12 protein-coding genes, 1 tRNA gene and 1 pseudogene are annotated in these 19,618 nt (G+C 63.3%); 8 read left to right on the top strand and 6 right to left on the bottom strand.

Translation table 11 applies throughout. From position 1 onward, the window contains the following. The first annotated feature begins 302 nt into the window (after window positions 1-302). The gene (locus tag I5R65_RS14750; RefSeq protein ID WP_180668374.1) at window positions 303-1,241 is read left to right on the top strand and encodes a dienelactone hydrolase family protein; all 939 of its coding nucleotides are present in this window, start codon (window positions 303-305) and stop codon (window positions 1,239-1,241) included. A gap of 116 nt (window positions 1,242-1,357) precedes the next feature. On the opposite strand, the gene I5R65_RS14745 is transcribed toward I5R65_RS14750, so the two are convergent. Beyond that, window positions 1,358-2,182, bottom strand: coding sequence for an HDOD domain-containing protein (locus I5R65_RS14745; protein WP_180668373.1), 825 nt, complete (start codon window positions 2,180-2,182; stop codon window positions 1,358-1,360). A 460-nt stretch (window positions 2,183-2,642) separates the two neighbouring features. Here I5R65_RS14745 and argH point away from each other — a divergent pair, with 460 nt between their 5' ends. The 7 genes from argH to I5R65_RS14710 all read left to right on the top strand — a co-directional run bounded on the left by argH (window position 2,643) and on the right by I5R65_RS14710 (window position 9,305). Next, complete coding sequence (gene argH, locus I5R65_RS14740) at window positions 2,643-4,037, top strand: argininosuccinate lyase (RefSeq protein WP_180668372.1); 1,395 nt, start codon at window positions 2,643-2,645, stop codon at window positions 4,035-4,037. Between the two features lie 296 nt (window positions 4,038-4,333). After that, window positions 4,334-5,491 (top strand): ABC transporter substrate-binding protein, encoded by a 1,158-nt coding sequence (locus I5R65_RS14735; protein WP_180668371.1) that lies wholly within the window; start codon window positions 4,334-4,336, stop codon window positions 5,489-5,491. Between the two features lie 271 nt (window positions 5,492-5,762). After that, complete coding sequence (locus tag I5R65_RS14730) at window positions 5,763-6,644, top strand: branched-chain amino acid ABC transporter permease (protein WP_013234894.1); 882 nt, start codon at window positions 5,763-5,765, stop codon at window positions 6,642-6,644. Window position 6,645: 1 nt separating this feature from the next. Next, window positions 6,646-7,521 (top strand): branched-chain amino acid ABC transporter permease, encoded by an 876-nt coding sequence (locus tag I5R65_RS14725; RefSeq protein WP_180668370.1) that lies wholly within the window; start codon window positions 6,646-6,648, stop codon window positions 7,519-7,521. Then, window positions 7,521-8,282: an ABC transporter ATP-binding protein gene (locus I5R65_RS14720; RefSeq protein ID WP_006463333.1), complete on the top strand. Its 762-nt coding sequence runs from the start codon at window positions 7,521-7,523 to the stop codon at window positions 8,280-8,282. Before I5R65_RS14725 ends, I5R65_RS14720 begins: the two co-directional genes overlap by 1 nt. Further along, window positions 8,279-9,019 carry an ABC transporter ATP-binding protein gene (locus I5R65_RS14715; RefSeq protein WP_180668369.1) on the top strand — a complete coding sequence of 247 codons (741 nt, stop codon included), beginning with the start codon at window positions 8,279-8,281 and terminating at the stop codon, window positions 9,017-9,019. The genes I5R65_RS14720 and I5R65_RS14715 overlap by 4 nt, the downstream gene beginning before the upstream one ends. Before the next feature lie 201 nt (window positions 9,020-9,220). Continuing rightward, window positions 9,221-9,305 (top strand) — tRNA-Leu (locus I5R65_RS14710). A 546-nt stretch (window positions 9,306-9,851) separates the two neighbouring features. Here I5R65_RS14710 and I5R65_RS14705 read toward each other — a convergent pair. The 5 genes and pseudogenes from I5R65_RS14705 to I5R65_RS14685 all read right to left on the bottom strand — a co-directional run bounded on the left by I5R65_RS14705 (window position 9,852) and on the right by I5R65_RS14685 (window position 19,511). Then, window positions 9,852-10,118 carry a hypothetical protein gene (locus I5R65_RS14705; RefSeq protein WP_180668368.1) on the bottom strand — a complete coding sequence of 89 codons (267 nt, stop codon included), beginning with the start codon at window positions 10,116-10,118 and terminating at the stop codon, window positions 9,852-9,854. A gap of 321 nt (window positions 10,119-10,439) precedes the next feature. Beyond that, window positions 10,440-10,763: pseudogene (locus I5R65_RS14700) on the bottom strand (penicillin-binding protein 1C); the annotation flags it as partial. 56 nt (window positions 10,764-10,819) lie between these two features. Next, window positions 10,820-11,044, bottom strand: coding sequence for a hypothetical protein (locus I5R65_RS14695; RefSeq protein WP_180668367.1), 225 nt, complete (start codon window positions 11,042-11,044; stop codon window positions 10,820-10,822). A 362-nt stretch (window positions 11,045-11,406) separates the two neighbouring features. Next, the gene (gene pbpC / locus I5R65_RS14690; RefSeq protein ID WP_180668366.1) at window positions 11,407-13,671 is read right to left on the bottom strand and encodes a penicillin-binding protein 1C; all 2,265 of its coding nucleotides are present in this window, start codon (window positions 13,669-13,671) and stop codon (window positions 11,407-11,409) included. A gap of 11 nt (window positions 13,672-13,682) precedes the next feature. Next, window positions 13,683-19,511 (bottom strand): MG2 domain-containing protein, encoded by a 5,829-nt coding sequence (locus I5R65_RS14685; RefSeq protein WP_231395183.1) that lies wholly within the window; start codon window positions 19,509-19,511, stop codon window positions 13,683-13,685. Window positions 19,512-19,618: the final 107 nt, after the last annotated feature.

The raw sequence follows: 19,618 nt of genomic DNA, 5'->3' as shown, positions 1-19,618 counted from the left end.
GTCTCAAGTTCAGGCTTTACATGCCGATAACAGATGGATGAAGTGTCATTTGGCAAGACGACAAGCTGTTGCGAAGGATGGACAGCCACGCCCGAGGTTTGTGCAGGATCAGGTTTTTGCAGCGCAAAAAACCGATTTGCCACGCCGTTGACCTCTTCACTTTTGTAAAATAAGAGCTGAACGAATTTAGAACACGTTACCGTCGCAATCCCTGAAGGAGGTTGCTTCAGAGACCATTTTCCCGAGCCATGGGGCGGGCCTGGAAATAGACGGTACGGCATCGATACGGGGAATCACACACTATGCAACACTGGGGAAAACCGGTAGCTGCGTTCTGCATTGCAGCAACGCTGGCCTTGATCGGCGCACGCGTGCAGGCTGCGCCCAATGCGGCAGCACCGCCGCCACTGGAAGCGCGCCGGGTCTCGCTGACCAGCGTGGATGCCAAGGGCGGCAAGGCCACCGCGCTCTATGGCGTGTGGATCAAGGCGCGCAGGTCGCTCAACAGCAAGGGACCTTATCCCACCGTGATCGCCCTGCATGGTTGCGGCGGCCTCTACAGCATGGTGCGTGATGGCAAGGGCGAATTCACGCCACGCCACCTGGCCATGGCGCGGGTGCTGACCGACGCCGGCTACAACGTCCTGTTCCCGGACAGCTTTACCCCGCGTGGCCGCCGTTCCACCTGCCAGGACACCGTGGCCCAGCGCGAAATCAGCGCCATGAACCGGCGCTACGATGTGCAGGCCGCCATGCACTGGGTCACCTCCCAGCCGGATGTGGATGTCAAACGCGTCGCCCTGCTGGGCTGGTCGCACGGCGCCTCGACCCTGCTGGCCTCGATCAACCTGGCGGAAACCGATGTCGCCGTGCGCAAGATCCAGCCGCGCGCGGCCGTGGCCTTCTATCCCGACTGCCGCCCCTATGCCAAGTCCGGCGAAGCCTTCAAGCCGGCCGCGCCGCTGTTGATCCTGATGGGCGAGAACGACGACTGGACCCCGCCCCAGGCCTGCGAGGCGATCGAACAGAAGATGCAGGGTAGCGATACCGAAATCGCCCTGCGCCTCTACCCCGACACCTACCACGACTTCGACGCGCCCGGCCTGCCGGTACACGTGCGCATGGACGTGGCTGGCGTGGGCAAGCGTGGCGAAGGCGTCACCAGTGGCGGCAACCCGGATGCGCGCAGCCAGGCCTACCGCTCCATGCTCAACTTCCTGGATGCCAAGCTGAACTACTGACCACACCGGTCATACCGGCACACTGGCGACACGGCTCAAGTACCAAAACAAATGCCGGCCCCTTGCGGGTGCCGGCATTTGTCATTGGCTGCCTGCCAGAAGCAGGCAGAAGGCGATCAGGCCACCAGTTCCTGCATGCCTTCGCTCAGTTCCGGCAGCGGCGGCATCTCTTCGGTGAAGGTCGCCAGCGTCAGGCCCAGCTTGGCGGCCACCTCGACCGGGAAGGTCGATTCCATTTCATCGGCGGAATATTTGTTTTCTTCGGCCCGGGCGCGCCAGGTGGCCAGGTGCACGATGGCGGCGAAGGGATCGAACTTCCCTTCCAGCGGCTGCGGGAAGGCCTTGATGACCTGACTGAACTCGTCCGGGAAGCGCCAGCGACGGGCCAGTTCGGCACCCACGTCGGCAAAGTCGTAGCCAAAGGATTTGCGTTCCACGTCCAGGCGACGGGCATCCAGGGGGCCGGCCACCTTGTCCACCTGCAGCGCCTGCTCCGGCATGGCCGCATGCATCACCAGCTGGCCGATGGCATGCATCAGGCCCACCGTGAAGGCAAAATCGGAATTGAGCTTGGACTGCTTGGCCAGCCACTTGGACACCACGGCCGTATCCAGGCTGTAACGCCAGAACAGCTTCAGGTCCACGCCCGGCAGCTTCTTGAAGCTGCCCGCCATGCCGGTGCTGACCACCAGCGTACGCACGGTCATGAAGCCCAGCATCAGGACCGCGTCCTCCACCGTGCCGATGGTGCGCGAGACGTGGTAATAGGATGAATTGGCCAGGCGCAGGATCTTGGCGCTGAGGACTTGGTCGGCGGCCAGTTTCTTGGCGATCTCTTCGATCGAGACTGACTCGTTGTTGAAACTTTCGATGACTTCCTGCACTACCTTGGGAATGCTCGGCAATGCGGTTTGCTGCTGAAACAGTGCTTCCAGATTCATGCTTCTCTCCTGTAAGACGACCCCCAAACATCTTGCTCATGAGCGCTAACAGGACCACCCCCGTGGCAACTGCGGCCTGCCGTCGTCCCGATTTTTGCATCGGTTCATGCCGGCCCGGCCGGAAGAGGTAGCCCTTTCCTCACCGGGGTTCCCGCTCCCCGGATCAGTCATCGCCAATCGAGTATAGCCTTAGCTTTTGTCATCAGTACAAGGGTTTTTTGCGCTGCAAGAAGACTTGCGCAAAAACAACAAGCAAAAATGATGCCATGTGGAAATAATCACATTTCATCCCGGCAAACGGAAGGGTTCCAACTCCAACGCGCGGGAAGGGACGAAAAAAGCGTGCAGGCTGACCGCTGGCAAATGCGAAAAATCCGCGCCCCGCAGCATTTCCGGCTGCATTGGCGTGGCCTGGCGCAGTTGTGCTTGCTATAATCGCCCATTCTCCGGAATTCCCAATATGACAGACCAATTTGCTAAAAAGGGCGAAGCCTGGTCGGCTCGCTTTTCTGAACCCGTCTCCGATCTCGTCAAGCGCTATACCGCATCGGTGTTCTTCGACAACCGCCTGGCCCAGGTCGATATCCAGGGCTCGCTGGCGCACGCCGAGATGCTGGCCCACCAGGGCATCATCAGCGCAGCCGATCACGCTGAAATCCAGCGTGGCATGGCCCAGATCAAGGGCGAGATCGACGCCGGCAAGTTCGAATGGCTGCTGGACCTGGAAGACGTCCACCTGAACATCGAAAAGCGCCTGACCGAACTGGTCGGCGACGCCGGCAAGCGCCTGCACACCGGCCGCTCGCGCAATGACCAGGTCGCCACCGACATCCGCCTCTACATGCGTGGCGCCGTGGACGACATCGTGGGCCTCTTGCGCGAACTGCGCCTGGCCCTGGTGGACCTGGCCGAGCAGCACGCCGACGTCATCCTGCCGGGCTTCACCCACATGCAGGTCGCGCAACCGATCACCTTCGGCCACCACGTGCTGGCCTATGTCGAGATGTTCGGCCGTGATGCCGAGCGCATGCTGGATGCCCGCAAGCGTATCAACCGCCTGCCGCTGGGCGCCGCCGCCCTGGCCGGCACCACCTTCCCGATCGACCGCCTGCACGTGGCCAAGACCCTGGGCTTCGACGACGTCTGCCGCAACTCGCTGGACGCCGTCTCGGACCGTGACTTCGCCATCGAATTCTGTGCCGCCGCCGCGCTGGTGATGACGCATATCTCGCGCATGTCCGAAGAGCTGGTGATCTGGATGAGCCCGCGCGTGGGCTTCATCGACATCGCCGACCGCTTCTGCACCGGCTCCTCGATCATGCCGCAGAAGAAGAACCCGGACGTTCCCGAACTGGCACGTGGCAAGACCGGTCGCGTCAACGGCCACCTGATCGCCCTGCTGACCCTGATGAAAGGCCAGCCCCTGGCCTACAACAAGGACAACCAGGAAGACAAGGAACCGCTGTTCGACACCGTCGACACGCTCACCGACACCCTGCGCATCTTCGCCGACATGGCCCGCGGCATCAGCGTCAAGCCCGATGCCATGCGTGCCGCCGCCCTGCAGGGTTATGCCACCGCCACCGACCTGGCCGACTACCTGGTCAAGAAGGGCCTGCCCTTCCGCGACGCCCACGAGGCCGTCGCCCACGCCGTGCGTACCTGCGTGGACAAGGGTTATGACCTGGCCGACCTGTCGCTGGACGAACTGCGCGCCTTCTCGGACCTGATCGGCGAAGACGTCTTCGCGGTCCTCACGCTGGAGGGCTCGGTGGCCGCACGCGACCACATCGGCGGCACTGCACCCAACCAGGTGCGCGCGGCCATCGCCCATGTCCGCAAGGAACTGAACTAAGCAATCGCACCACCCTCGTCCGCTGGCCGGACGACATTCGCATGCCGCTGCGGCGCACCCTACCCGGGTGCGTGGCGACGGGTTGTAATTGCTGGCGCAGCCTGCTTTTTCGGGTATGCTGTGCCGGCTGTATCGAAAGAGGCCGCAAAACGGTCTTCAGAGGATGGAGCACAAGTCCCGGCCATCCCGGGCGTCTTTGCATCATCCTCGATGAAGGAATCGCCTTGTGACGTGGCGCCGGTCTGCGCTGCCTGACGGGGACGGTTTCTACAATATCTAACTGAGGAGAGAACTCGATGCAATTCAATACCATGCTCAAGACCATTCCGGCCCTGCTGATCGGTGCCACCCTGTCCTCGGCCGCACTGGCCGCCGACATCAAGCTGGGCGTCGCTGAAGCCCTGACCGGCCCGGCCGCCAAGTACGGCGTAGCCATCAAGAACGGCTTCACCCTGGCTTCCGAAGAAATCAACGCCAAGGGCGGCGTCAACGGCGACAAGCTGGCCCTGGTGATCGAAGACGAACAAGGCAAGAAGGAAGAAGCCATCAACGTCTTCAAGAAACTGATCTTCCAGGACAAGGTGCTGGCGGTGTTCGGCCCCACCCTGTCCAACTCGGCCTTCGCGGCCGACCCGATCGCCAACGCCTCCAAGGTGGTGGTCTTCGGCACCAGCAACACCGCTGACGGCATCACGGCCATGGGCCCCTTCACCTTCCGCAACTCCGTCATGGAAGCCGACGTGCTGCCCGTGACCGTCAAGGCCGCCGTGAAGCACTTCGGCATCAAGAAGGTCGCCGTGATCTACGGTAACGACGACGCCTTCACCAAGTCCGGCTACGACGTCTTCAAGGCCACCCTGGAACAGCAGAAGGTCCCCGTCACCACCACCGAGGCCTATGCCAAGGGTGACGTCGACTTCAAGGCCCAACTGACCAAGATCAAGGCCGGCAACCCGGACGCCATCGTGTGCTCCTGCCTGGCCGAAGAAGCAGCCAACATCATCCTGCAGACCCGCGCGCTGGGCATGAAGCAACCCTTCATCGGCGGCAATGGCCTGAACTCGCCGAAGCTGTTCGAGATCGCCAAGGACGCCGGCGACAACACCCTGATGGGCAGCCCGTGGTCGGCAGAGAACCAGACTCCCGCCAACAAGGCCTTCATCGCAGCCTACAAGGCCAAGTTCGGTTCCGATCCTGACCAGTTCGCCGCGCAAGCCTATGACGCCATGTACATCGTGGCCGATGCCCTGAAGAACGTGAAGCTGTCGGGCAACCTGGCCAAGGATCGTGACGCCCTGCGCGCCGCGCTGCCGGCCGTGAAGATCGATGGCGCCACCGGCAAGTTTGCCTTCCGTGCAGCCCCGGCCGTGGCCGGCAAGCAGGTCGGCTTCGATGCTGACCAGGAAGCCATCGTCAACATCGCCAAGGGCGGCAAGTTCGTGCTGCTGAAGTAAGCACGCGACACCTTGAAGCAAGGCTGCCGGTACGCCGGCAGCCGCAACGATACTCTCCCGCAGTTCCGCCGCAGGGGCATTGCCTTGCCCCTGCGGCGATCCTGGCGCGGGATGCGCAAGACACTGCCAGGCCGGAACGGGGAACCACAGGCAGCCAGTCGGGATGACAGGCCGCTGATTCCGGCAATACGACGTAACGAGGGACTTCGTCCGCGCCATGCATGCAGTGCAGGCAGCTGGCGCCGCGCCCCATCACCTATCGCAGGTTCCAATGTTAGAACAACAGCTCATCAATGCCCTTTCGCTGGGCAGCGTGTATGCGCTCTTCGCGCTCGGCTTCACGCTGGTCTTCGGCGTCCTGGGCGTGATCAATCTTTCGCACGGCGCGATCTTCATGCTGGGCAGCTATGCCGCCCTGCTGCTGGTCGAACAGATGGCACTGCCCCTGTGGGTGGCCCTGCTGCTGGCCATGGTGGCCACGGGCCTGCTGGGCCTGATCATCGACGTGCTGGTGCTCAAGCCCTTGCGTAAGCGCAATGCGCCTCACCTGATCCCCATGATCGCCACCATCGGCGTGGCCATCATGATCACCAACATCTCGCAGGGCCTGTTCGGCGCGGAGAACAAGCGCTTCCCCCAGGGCACCATCCCCGAGGAGAGCGTCAGCCTGGGCAACCTGCACATCACCGCCGTGCAAGTGGCCATCATCGTCATCGCCTTCGTGCTGATGGTGGTGCTGCTGGGCGTGATGCGCAAGACGCAACTGGGCCGGGCGCTGCGCGCCATCGCCGAGTCGCCCAAGGCGGCCTATCTGCTGGGCATCAACGTCGAAGGTCTGTTCCTGCTGACCTCGTTTGCCGCCGCCGCCCTGGGCGGTGCTGCCGGCGTGCTGGTGGGGGTGTCCTTCAACGCGATCTCGCCCTTCATGGGCCAGCCGATGCTGCACAAGGGCATCGCCGTCATCATCCTGGGCGGCATGGGCGATATCCGCGGCGCCATGATCGGCGGCCTGTTCCTGGGCTTTGCCGAGGTGCTGACGGTCGCCTACATTTCGAGCGACTTCCGCGACGCGGTGGCCTTCGGCCTCCTGTTCCTGATCCTGCTGGTAAAACCCTCCGGCATGTTTGGCAAAGTGCTGGAAAGGAAGGCATAAGATGGGCTTCATGGAATGGTGGGATGGCTTCTGGGCCACCTACAACACCGTCATTTTCAGCATCGGCGTCAATGCCATGCTGGCACTCTCGATCTACGTCACCCTGTCCTGCGGCCTGCTGTCGCTGGCCAATGCTGCCTTCATGGGCATCGGCGCCTACACGGCCTCGCTGTTGACGATGCAGTTCGACCTGCCCTTCCCCCTCGCCCTCGCGGCAGGCGGCGTGCTGCCCTCGCTGGTGGCACTGGTGATCGGCATCCCCACGCTGCGCCTGTCGGGCGTCTACCTGGCCATGGCCACGTTGGGATTTGGCGAGGTGGTGCGCGTGATCGTGCTGAACCTGGACATCACCGGCGGCCCCATGGGCCTGAACGGCGTGCCGCCCGTCACCGAGTGGTGGCACATCGTGCTGATCCTGGGCGTGACCATCTACGCGCTGGCGCGCCTGCGCCGCTCCAAGACCGGCCGTGCCTTCGAGGCCATCAAGGAAGATGAAGTGGCTGCCCGCCTGATGGGTGTGAACGTGGCCGGCTACAAGCTGCTGGCCTTCGTCATCGGCGCCGCCATCGCCGGCGTAGCCGGTGGCCTGAACGCCCACTACACCTTCACCATCGGCCCCAACAACTACGGCTTCGAGAATGCGGTGGACATCCTGACCATGGCCGTCTTCGGTGGCACCAGCAACCTGATCGGACCGATGATCGGCTCGACCATCCTGTCGTTGCTGCCCGAAGTGCTGCGCCATTTCAAGGACTTCCGCCTGGCCATCAACGGCCTGATCCTGATCCTGGTGGTGCTGTACCTGCCCAAGGGTATCTGGGACCCGCGCCGCATCCGCGCCTTCCTGGGCCGCAACGCTGAGAAGAAGGTTAAGTAATGCTTTTACAACTGAACGACATCAGCAAGAACTTCGGTGGCCTGCAGGTGCTGCAAGGCGTGAACTTCAACGTCAAGGAAGGCGAGATCTTCGGCCTGATCGGCCCCAACGGCGCCGGCAAGACCACCGTCTTCAACCTCATCACGGGCCTGTTGCGCGCATCATCGGGCAGCATCCGCTTCAACGACGACGACATCGGCGCCGTCGCCCCGCACAAGATCACCGAGCGCGGCATCGCCCGCACCTTCCAGAACATCCGCGTGTTCAAGGAAATGACGCTGCTGGAAAACGTCGTGGTCGGCATGCACGAGCACCTGAATTATGGCGTAGCCAGCATGCTGTTCAACCTGGGTGGCTTCCGCAAGGCAGAGAAGGAAGCCCGCGAGCGTGCGCTGGAACTGCTGTCCTGGGTGCGCCTGGACCACAAGGCACACATGCTGGCCGACAGCCTGTCCTACGGCGAGCAGCGCAAGCTGGAGTTCGCGCGGGCGCTGGCCACCAAGCCCAAGCTGTTGCTGCTGGACGAACCGGTGGCTGGCATGAATCCGGCCGAGAAGACCGAGTTGATGAGCGAGATCGTCAACATCAAGCAACGCGGTTTCACCATCTTCATGATCGAGCACGACATGCGCTTCGTCATGGGCCTGTGCGAACGGATCGCCGTGCTCAACTTCGGCAAGATCATCGCCGAAGGCACCCCGGACCAGATCAAGAACAACCAGGAAGTGATCGAGGCCTATCTCGGCAAGGAAGAAGCATGAGCGCCAGCGGTAACAAGCAACCCATCCTCCAGGTGGAAGACCTGGCCGTGGCGTATGGCCACATCGAAGCCGTCAAGGGCATCAGCCTGTCGCTGAACGAGGGCGAGATCACCGCCCTGGTCGGTGCCAATGGTGCCGGCAAGAGCACCTCGCTGCTGGCCATCTCGGGTCTGGTGAAGGCGCAGCGCGGCCGCGTGCTGCTCAATGGACAGGATGGCCAGGACCTGCTGCAGATGTCGCCGCACCGCATCGTCGAATCCGGCGTGGTACAGGTGGCCGAGGGCCGTGCCACCCTGACCACGCTGACCGTGGAAGAAAACCTTTCCCTGGGCGCCTACACCCGTCGCGACAAGGAGGGCGTGGCGCGTGACCTGGAGTGGGTGTACTCGCTCTTCCCGGTGCTGAAGAACCGTGCCGCCGGGCTGGCCGGCAATCTCTCCGGCGGCGAGCAGCAGATGCTGGCGATCGGCCGCGCCTTGATGGCCAAACCCAAGGTGCTGTTGCTGGACGAACCTTCGATGGGCCTGGCACCGCTGATCATCCAGGAAATCTTCCGCATCGTGCAGGAGATCAACAAGACCGGCATGACGGTCTTGCTGGTGGAGCAGAACGTGCGCCAGGCACTGCGCATCGCGCAGCGTGGTTATGTGCTGGAGACCGGCAAGATCGTCCTGCAGGACAGCGGCGCCAACCTGCTGGGCAATCCCAAGGTGGTGGAAGCCTATCTGGGCGGATGAGCTTCATCGGCCTCTGATGCGGCACTTCAAAACGGCGGCCCGAGGGTCGCCGTTTTTGTTAGTTTTTCGGGACCTGTTGCAGGTGGAGGCAGGCAGGCGAAAAATAATAAAAGATTTTTCAATTAAGTGTTGACCACCTTCCAGATAGGCCTTAATATGCAGCCTCTTTCAAGCACAGCAGCTTACCGCTGATGCCAGAAGGCCCACGTGGCGGAATTGGTAGACGCGCATGGTTCAGGTCCATGTGCCGCGAGGTGTGGGGGTTCGAGTCCCTCCGTGGGCACCAGACATAAAAGGTCGATTGATGAAAATCAATCGGCCTTTTGCGTTTTAGGGTCTACGCGTAAGGCACCTGCACACTTTGCAGGACGGGCGAGAACGCACGTCCCCCCAAGAGGTTCGCTGACAACGCGCCAAGGGCTCGTACAGTGCATGAGAGAGTTCTGGCATGGAGTCCGGGCCGCGGTCGTTGAAAGCGGTCCACACATGACGCGACTGGACTTTGTGCTGGATGACCCGAGAGGTCGCATTGGATTTTTGCGAGTCTTTACACCTGCCCCGTCAGGAGCGGTGGTTGGCGCGCAACGCGCCATCCTGACAGGTCACGACCAAGGAGACGGCGCGCCGGTGCTAGCTATATGGCGTTTTCATTGTGCAGCGGAGTTTGCCCCAAGCCCGCTCAACCACTCAAGTGATCAGGCGAGGTCGCAACGCATTTTGGAACAGCTTTACTCGACGGATTGACCACGGGCGTCGTCATGCATCCCGTCTAGACTTCAATCTAAAGACCTGACACCGCCCGACTGGGCATGTGGTATCAAGGTCGGCCAACTCAGCGTTCTTTCACGAAGGCAAATGTGAGTGTCTCAACTGGTGCTTGCAGGGGTTGCCCGTCGAGTCGCATGATCTCCAACTCCATCGGCGTTGCATCGCGGTCAAGCGTTAAAACAGCCTGAATCGGCACACCATCGACATCAACCGCATCGCCAACAAATGGAGATGCCACAGCACCAAGGCGCCGATCCATTTCCCGCCCGCGTAAGACGAGTTGCCAGCAGCCCACCTCGCTACTCGGCATTTCAAGTAGCTGATCGATCAACGATGGGCAGTCATTCGGGCCTGGGCCCTGCAGCAGAGCCCTAATCAAGGCTCGCTTCCAATTCGACAATGGACTCCACCTTCTATTCATCATTCACGGCCCCGGTCGCGTTCGAATTGAACCAACATTTATCGTCTTGTCGGAAAACTTGAAGGCCGAATACCAGACCGTCGTCCCTTCCACATTCACAGGGTTATGCCCTCCAAGCCCACCAGGCGATCGCAGAGTTCGCAACTTATCACGATAGCCAAGATGAGAGGTAGTGGTCTTCCCTGCTCAAACTGCACCGACCAGGCCGCATAATTGCATTTAAGAAATTTTTTATTTAGACAACAGATCGTTCTTCGTCCGTTCCACCGCCCCCCTCACCTCAAATCGCAGACTATCGAGCTCCTTGCCCGACGCATCCTGCAAGGCCAGCACATGCCGCCCCGGCCAGGGCATCCAGTCGAAACCGAGTTCTTCCACATCGTTCTGCTGCGATGAAGCAGCGACCTTCTCCGCCTTGACCCGCCCTGCCTGCATGACCGACTCGGGCATGCGTTTGCCGTCCAGCACCCAGCGGCTTCCTGCCGGCGCACCCTGGGCGCGGAAGCGGATGCGCTGGCGTGCCGGTGGGATGTCCGGGTCCAGCGCTACCAGCATGTCACGGGGAAGGCCTTAAAACTGAAGACCTTAGCCGATGACACTGAAGCTGCGTACTACTCGTCAAAACCCAGGATCCGAGGTAGCCGCTTCCACATCAGCACCACAACAAGCAATCCGACAGGCAATCCAACAAATAACAGCGCCTGCACCTCTTGGAGGCCGAACAAGAAGCGACCGCCGAATGCGCCCAACATACCCCATGCGATGCCGAGAGCTATAGCTGAAGAAACAACCGAGACGTAGCATCGAAGGGTTCCTAACCAATCCATCTTGTTCACTGACCACTCCCCGCTGTTTTGTTGATTTCCAAGCCAAAGCCAAATACTTTGTCAATTGCAGAACCTGTCAACATCATTTGATTGGCAGACTTCGACAAGAACAGGCCGAACTTATCTGCGGCGTTGTTCCATTAAGTAGCAACTCCCCCGAAGTGGGCTCTCGTCCGCCCAATCCCGTCAGAAGCGCCGACGATCAGTGGGACCTTGGCATTCAAGGCGCCCGCGCACAAACTGATTATTCAGTTAAGCCTCAGGCTATCGCAAAGTTAGCAACTTATCACGAAAGCTAAGATGAGATGGTTGTGATCTTCCCTTGTTCAAACCGCAGCGGCGAGGCCGCATAGCTATATTTAAGAAATTTTTTATTTAGACAATGGATCGCTCTTCGTCCGCTCCACCGCCCCCCTCACCTCAAATCGCAGACTATCGAGCTCCTTGCCCGACGCATCCTGCAAGGCCAGCACATGCCGGCCCGGCCAGGGCATCCAGTCGAAACCGAGTTCTTCCACATCGCTCTGCTGCGATGAAGCAGCCACCTTCTGCGCCTTGACCCGCCCTGCCTGCATGACCGACTCCGGCATGCGTTTGCCGTCCAGCACCCAGCGGCTTCCTGCCGGCGCACCCTGGGCGCGGAAGCGGATGCGTTGGCGTGCAGGTGGGATGTCCGGGTCCAGCGCTACCAGCATGCCGGCGGTCGGATAGGTGATGGCCGGACGGATTTCGCGCGCGTGTGCGATGCGGATCTCGGACTGCGCCGTGCCGGGCAGGAAGTATTCGGTGCGGGCGGCCTCCACATCCTGTTCATAACGTATCGTCTGGGCCTGTACGCCGGCCGGTTTCTGCGGCGGGCTGTTGCGGTCATCCCGACTGCCGCCGCGGCCGCGTTCATGCAGGTACTGCATCACCTCCTGCCACACCGGTGCGGCGCCGGTCACACCGGAGACATCCCACATCGGGGCACCGGAGGCATTGCCGACCCACACGCCGACGGTGTAACGCGAGGAATAGCCGACGCACCAGTTGTCGCGCATGTCCTTGGAAGTGCCGGTCTTGACCGCGGTCCAGATACGGGTGGACAGCGCGTTCTCCAGGCCGAAGGTGCGGGCGCGGGCGCTGCGGTCGGAGAGGATGTCGCCGATGATGTAGGCGGCATCGGCGTCCATCACCGGTACCGGGCGCGGCGCGGTGCGGGCGTCATCCAGTCGCATGCGCAAGGGGGAGTAGCGGCCCTGGTTGGCCAATGCGCGATAGGCATTGGCAAGGTTGGCCAGAGTCACGTCGGCACTGCCCAGGGCCAGGCTGTAGCCGTAGTAGTCGCCACTCTCGCGCAGGTTGAAGCCGAGTGCCTGCAGGCGGCGGAAGAAGCGTTCCGGCGTGACCATCACCAGCGTGCGCACGGCCGGGATGTTCAGGGAAGAACCCAGCGAGGTACGCAGGCTGACCAGCCCCTTGTATTGCTTGTCGTAGTTCTGCGGGATGTAGAGTCCGGCGCTGGTGGCGAGATTGACGGGAGAATCGTCCAGCAGCGAGGCCGCCGTGAGCCACTTTCTTTCGATCGCCAGTTCGTAGAGGAAAGGCTTGAGCGTCGAGCCGGCCTGGCGCTGCGCGACCACGCCATCGACATTGGCGGCCGCCGACAGGCTGCCACTGGAGCCGACCCAGGCCAGCACCTCACCGGTGGCGTTGTCGATGACGATGATGGCGCCATCCTCGATGTTGCGTTCGGCCAGGCCGGCCAGTTGATGGCGCAGGGCTTGCGAGGCGAAGCGCTGCAAGGGCGCGTCCAGCGTGGAGCGCACTTGCTGGCCGGCCGTGTTCAAGAGCTTGCGCGCCAGGTGGGGGGCCAGCTGCGGTGCATCGCTGGCGCCCGGCAGGTCGCGTTTGGCGGCGGCACGGGCCAGGACCAGTTCGGTGCGGCCATCCATGCCATTGCATTGTTCGGCGGCGCCCTGTTCCTTGAGGATGGCGCAGGCGCGCTCGGCCACGCGGCGCGGGGTGGCGTTGGGGGCGCGGATCAGGGCGACCGCGATGGCGGCTTCACCCTGGTCCAGTCCACTGGGATGCTTGCCGAACATGACGCGCGACAAGGCATGCACGCCCACCAGTTCGCCCCGGAAGGAGACCAGGTTGAGGTAGGCCTCCAGGATCTGGTCCTTGCGCCAGCTGCGTTCCAGCGATTGCGCGATCCACGCCTGCGAGACCTTCTGCGTCAGCGTGCGTGCGCCGGATTTGCGGCGCAGGTCGTCATGGAGCAGACCCGCCAGTTGCATGGTGATGGTGGAGGCACCGCGGGTCCGGGTATTCCAGAGATTGCCCCAGGCCGAGGCCGCGACGGCATTCCAGTCGATGCCGCTGTGCTGATAGAAACGCCGGTCTTCAGAGGCGATCAGGGCCTGGCGCAGCGCGGGGGAGACATCTTCCAGCTTCACCCAGGGGAGCTTGCGTTCGTCCATGTTCACACGCAGACGCTGCAGCAGCTCGCCGCTGCGGTCCAGCAGACTGGCCTCGGAGGGGAGGAAGTCGCGCTGCACCTCGGCAAACGAAGATACCGCGCTCGCGCTGACCGGCAGCAGCAAGGCCAGCACCAGCACCAGCGCACAGCCTACGCCGGAGCGGGACCAGGGCATGCCGCTGGCGATCACGGTGCCGCCTTGACGACCAGTTTGGCGTTCGGCACTTCGCCAAACATTTCCGGCGCATACATGGCCTCCACCCGCGTGGGCGGCAGGTTGAATTCGCCGGCATTGTTCAGGCGCACGGTGTAGCTGATGCTGGTGCGGCCCTTGGGCATGGACTCGTAGTAGGCGCGATAGGCTTCGAAGCTGCGTTCCTCGTAGGCCAGCCAGCCCATGCCGCGATCACGCGGGCTGTCCTGTTTGCCCTGGGCGATGGTGGAATCACGCCCCAGGCCGGAACCCAGCAAGGTCGCGCCGCCCGGTACCGGATCGCTGACGACGACCCAGGTCATCTCGCTCTGGGCATCGATGTCCAGCGTCACCCGCAGCACATCGCCACGGGTATAGACGCCAGCCTGTTTCTGCTCGATGGCCTCGACCTTGCGGCTGATGCGATAGCCGGCCGCAAATGGCTGTTTCAGGGGGACGGCGGCCAGGCTTTGCAGTGTGACCCAGGGCTTGCCATTGCCCTCTTGCGTAAAGCGCACGCTACCGCCTTGCGCATTACCGTCCGGCCACGGCAGTTGCAGCTTGCCGCCGTTGGCTGCACTGCTCCAGGCCAGACTTTGAGCAGCACTGGTCGCACTGCTGCCGCCCCCCTGCTCCAGCGTGGCGCGGGTGCTGCCAGTGACCGGTTCGGATTCGAACTTGCGGGCGAATTTCTCCAGGGCCAGGCTGCCCCAGACGTTGGCGGTGGTGGTGCTCCAGTGGCCGCGCTGCTGGCGGCCGATGGCGCCGGCCACCAGGCGCGGCAGGTCGTCGCGCCAGGCCGGGTTGTTCAGTTCCAGCAGGATCAGGCGGTTGGCGTTGGCGTCGCCGCTGCTCATGAGCCACCACCAGTAGTCGCCCTCTTCATTGGAGAAGCCCATGCGCGTGCCCTGGAAGTTCAGGCGGGCGCGCAGGATCTGGTCCGCCTCGTCGAGCTTCTTCTGGCGCTCGGGGATGGCGGTGACCCGCTGCAGGATGGCGATCCAGTCCAGCAGGCCGGAGGTGGGCCACTGGTTGGGGTTGAGCTGGATCGATCCGAGCATGGCAGGCTGCACGCGGTTGTAGCGCGACAGGGCTTCCAGTGCGGCCAGCTTGCGCACGTCCAGGTCCTTCTGCGGCGACCAGAATTCGCGCATCACCTTGCCCTCCACGAAGCCGGCCAGGCCGTCGAGCATCTTGTCGCGGCTGGCTGGCGGGATGGCATAGCCAGCCTCGTTGGTGGCCGCCAGCAGGTAGGCGGTGAGCGTGTCGCTGCCACGCCGCGCGCCGCTGTCGCTGGGCGGGAAGTAGTAGGCCAGGCCGTCGCCGTCGAGATAGGTCGGCAGGTCGGCCACGATCTTCTGCCACGCCGCTTCATCGCGCAGGCCGATGGCCTTGGAGGTCTTCTGCTCCAGGCAGGCAAAGGGGTAGTTGACGAAGTAGCGGGTCAGCGCATCACTGCCACCGGCCAGGCTGGGCTTGAGCGAGATGGCCAGGCCACCGCGTCCGGGGAGGCTGTCGGCCGGGCGGGAGACGCTGAGGGCGGCGCTCTTGTCCAGCTGGAACAGGGTGGCCTGCTGCACCGTCACCGGGACCGCCGGTACCACGCGCTGGCTGAACTTCATGGCGTCCTTCGCCTTCTGGCCGCCCTGCTCCTGGGCGCTGATTTCCCAGGCCAGCTGGCTGATGCCTTCCGGCGTCTGCACCGGCCACATCACTTCGGTAGCCTGCCCTGCAGCTATGTTCACTTCCCGCTCGGGCAGGATCAGCGCAGTGGCCGCTGTGCCGCCCTGCGCGCGCGCGGCGACCTTGATCTTCATATCACGGCTGGTGGTGTTGCGCACCGTGACTGACCCGTTGAAGCTGTCGCCTTCACGCACCAGTGGCGGCAGGCCGGAGATGACCTGCACATCCTGGGTGGAGCGGATGCTGACGCTGCCGGTCCCGAAATCGCTGATGCCATTCTCGGCAATGGCCACGATGCGGAAGGAAGTCAGCGCATCGTTCAACGGCACCTCCAGTTGCGCCCTGCCCTCTGCATCCAGGGTGACATTGGGGTTCCATGCCAGCAGGGTGTCGAACAGTTCACGCGTGGGCGCGCGACCACCGCCGCCACCGGCCGGGGTGGCCTTCTTGCCGTAGTGGCGCTTGCCGACCACCTGCATCTGGGCGGTGGAGGTTTCCACGCCATAGCTGCGTCGTTGGAGCATGGCGCGCAAGACATCCCAGCTGCCATTGGGCTGCAGTTCCAGCAAGGCTTCATCGACTGCGGCCAGGGCGAATTCGCCACCGGCGGCCGGTTTGCCGTTGGGCAGTTTCACCTGCACTTGCACCTTGGCGATGGCGCGGATGGGATAGGTGGGCTTGTCGGTCGTCACCGCCACCTGCAGGCGATGGCCGGCGTCGCCAACGTTGACTTCGGCGATGCCGAACTTCCATGCCGGCTTGGAGAGATCGACGATGGGACCGGGTCCCTGATAGGTACGGAATTCATGCCACCAGTTGACCGGCTCCTTCCAGCCCCAGACGAAGAAGGAATACCACGGCACCTCGCGCATGCGACCGCGCACGGCCAGCACCGAGACATAGACGTTGGGACCGTACTCGGCCTTCATCGGCACGCTGATGGTGGGGTCCTGGCCGGACAATTGCACCACGCGGGTGTCGATGACACCTTCGCGCTCCACGGCAATCAGCGCGGTGGCGTGACGGAAAGGCATGCGCACCTGGAAGGTGGCGGTCTCGCCGGGCTGGTAGTTCTTTTTCTCGGGCAGGATGTCGATGCGGTCCTGGTTCTCGCCATCGAACCAGACTTCGCCACGCCCGGTGACCCACACCGAGGAACGGGCGGCAGCCGCATTGCCATTGCCATCCCTGGCGCTGGCGATCAGTTCCACATTGCCGGCCTCGGAAAGTTCGGTGTCGCAGGTGAACATGCCGTGCTGGTCGCTCTTGCCGGCGCAAAGCTTGCCGAGGTCTTGCTTGCTCTCGTCGTTTTCGTAGGCGTAGAAGCCGCCCACCATGCGCTTGCGGTGCGAATTGGTCTTGCGCGCCAGGCCACGGATTTCCACCGGCACACCGGCCTGCGGCTGACCGGCGGTGTTGAGGGTGACGGCGGTCAGCGTCAGCTTTTTCTTGACCGACACCCAGTTGCCCGTGCGCAGGCCCACCACCACCGCCGATGGCCACAGCGGCGTGACGCTGGAGATGGTCTGCACCTCGCCATTGGGGTCGCTGTAGGTCATCTCGGTGAGCAGTTCCTGCGGACGTTGCAGCACCGGCAGCTTGCCGATGACGGCGCGACCGCTGCCGTTCTTGTCGAGGGTGACGGCGAGCTTGTCGGCGACGATCTTCTGGTCGTCGGCATTGCTGTCATCGTCGCTACGTGGGGCGTCGAAGGAGAAACCATCGTAGCCGGTGATGCTCACCCCGCGCGAACGCAGCAGCGACGACACGCGCACAGCCTGGTTGGCCGCGCCACCGCCGTTGATGTAATTCAGTTGCAGGTCCAGCGGCAATTCCTTGATGGCGACCTGGGCGCCCTTGGGCGGCGTGATGCGGCCCTGCATCAGCGGCAGGCGGAATTCTTCCACGCGGAAGCTGCCGGTGACGTAGGTGCCGCGTCCGTAGCCCTCTTCGGTCTCACCCTCGCCCGACCTGGCGCCGGTATCGACCTTGCCCTGATCCAGCACCACGTCATAGGTCCCCAGCTTGGCTTCCTTGGGCAGCACTAAGCTGGTCTCGGCGCTTTTGTTGCCGCGCCAGGTCAAAGGGAACTGGTATTGCTGGCCGCTGCCCAGATGGCTGATGCGCACGCGCGTGGGCAGGTCCTCCTTGCGCAGCAGGCCGAAGCCCTGCTGGGTCTCGGTGCGAATGACGTGCTTCATCGAGACCGTTTCGCCGGCACGGAACAGGCTGCGGTCGAAGATGGTGGTGGCACGCACGGTGGCGGTGCGGTCCATGTCGGTGGGCAGGTTGAAGCGCCAGGATTCGATGCCCTCGTTCCACGATGTGAGGGCGAAGGCCATGTCCTGGCGGCCCTTGTCGTCGGTCTTGCGGGCGCTGACGAAGAGGCCATTGATGCTGTCGGCATTGTCGGCGCTGTAGGGCCGATTGACGCATGCGTCTTCCAGCGCCGGCATCATCGCCACGCCGTTGGCATTGGTCTTGCCCTGCCAGAGCGGCGTGCCTTCGCAATTGGAGACGCGGATCTCGGCGTCGGCCACCGGCCTGGCGTCATCCAGCCGGGTCACCCAAACGGCGCCATTGGCGCGGCCCAGCTTGACATGGACGGCCAGGTTGGTCACCAACGCGCTGGTGCGCACGTACATGGGCTGTGGCTTGCCCAGCAGGGAGGCGCCCAGTTTCTGCGATTCCAGTTCGACCACGTAGAAGCCGGGGTCCCTCAAAGGGATGCCGATGACTTCGAAGGGCCACTCGCCATCCTTGGCCTCCTTCTGCTCGGGCAGGTCGAGCTTCTTCGCGCCCGGTTCCTTGGCCAGCAGGCTGACGCTGCGCGAATCGACCTTCTTGGGGTCGCCCCATTTCTCGTGATATTTGTTCAGGCGCGTGAGCCAGGCGATCACCGCCTGGTCGCCATCGACCTTGAGATCGGCCACCTTGCCGGGCATGGCGCGGCCATCCTTGCCGCGCACCTGCAAACCGGCTTCGACCCGGCGCAGGGTCACCGGCAGCGTGGGATCGGCGTTGAGTTCGATGATGCCGAAGGGCGCGGCCGGGAATTTGGCCAGCGGCGGGAAATCGGCCAGGGCTGATTTCAGCGGGAAGGCGGCGGCATTGGAGAGCGTGCGGCCATCCTCGTCCTTGAAACCGGAAGGCAGGCTGATGCTGAAGTCGGATTTCTCCGGGAACGGCGGCTTGAAGCGCAGTTCGCGCACGGCGGCGTCCTTGTCGCCGTCCAGGGCGGGCTTGATCTTGCCGGTGCTGGCGTTCATCACGATCTGCTCGGCCAGATTGCGCGGCACCGGGGCCGAGAACGACAGGGTCACCGGCAGGATGGGCGAGCAGGCGGCATTGGCGTTTTCGCGCTGGCAGGACAGGCTGGCCGTGAATTCGCTGCGCACCTGGAAGCTGAAGACCTGCGGCTTGCTGGTAACGATGGCCGGTGCGGCCGCGGCGGCGATACCGCGATCCCAGACCAGCTTGACGTGCGCTTCATTGGGCAGGCGCTGCTGGCACTGGACGATGGTCACCGAGGCCGGATCGACGCCCTTGGCGAACTGCTGCAGCAAGGCCTTGCGGTCGGACTCACCGACTGCCTTGGTGGGGATGCGCTCGTTGATACCCTCGGCTTCGCAGTACAGGTGTTGACGTACCGAGGCTTCGGTGGCCGGGCCATTCTGGTAGAGGATGAAGGCCTGGTCTTCGGTGATGCGCGCATCGTCATAAGGCTGTACACGGCTCACGGCCGGTCCGCCGGTGCTGAACTGGAAGCGGGTCTTGCCGGCCACCGCATTGCCCGCTGCCGAGTGGGCATCGCTGCGCAGAGTGAAGCTGCAGCGGGTACCGGGCGGCAGGTCGCGTTCGAAGTCATAGACCCAGTTCTTCTCATCGGCCCAGCGGGCAGTGCCGGTCACGGCGCAATCGGCGTCGAAGGGCGAGGCGGCCTTCGGGTCGCCGAACCTGACCATGGCTTCGGAGAAGCGCGCCCTTACCTGGCTGATGCGCTGGACCTCGCCCTGGGGCGAAAAGGTCTGCACGCTGGCAGCGGCGGCACTGGCGGACGGCGCCGGCAGCAGCAGCGCAGCTGCGAGGGTAAGCGCGGCCGGCAGCAGGGAGCGGGCCTGCCGCTGCCAGTTCGTCATCCATGGGCGCCCTGCGGCCCCGCCGATTGGCTTGTGCTTCATCTTGTTCTCTCCGGATCAATCTTGTGTGATGGCAGCCACAGGTCGCGTCCCCCTTGCGGCGATGT

Source organism: Herbaspirillum sp. AP02, assembly GCF_015767275.1.
In the GTDB taxonomy this organism is placed as follows: Bacteria; Pseudomonadota; Gammaproteobacteria; order Burkholderiales; family Burkholderiaceae_D; genus Herbaspirillum.
This window is presented reverse-complemented; position numbering and strand designations above follow the sequence as displayed.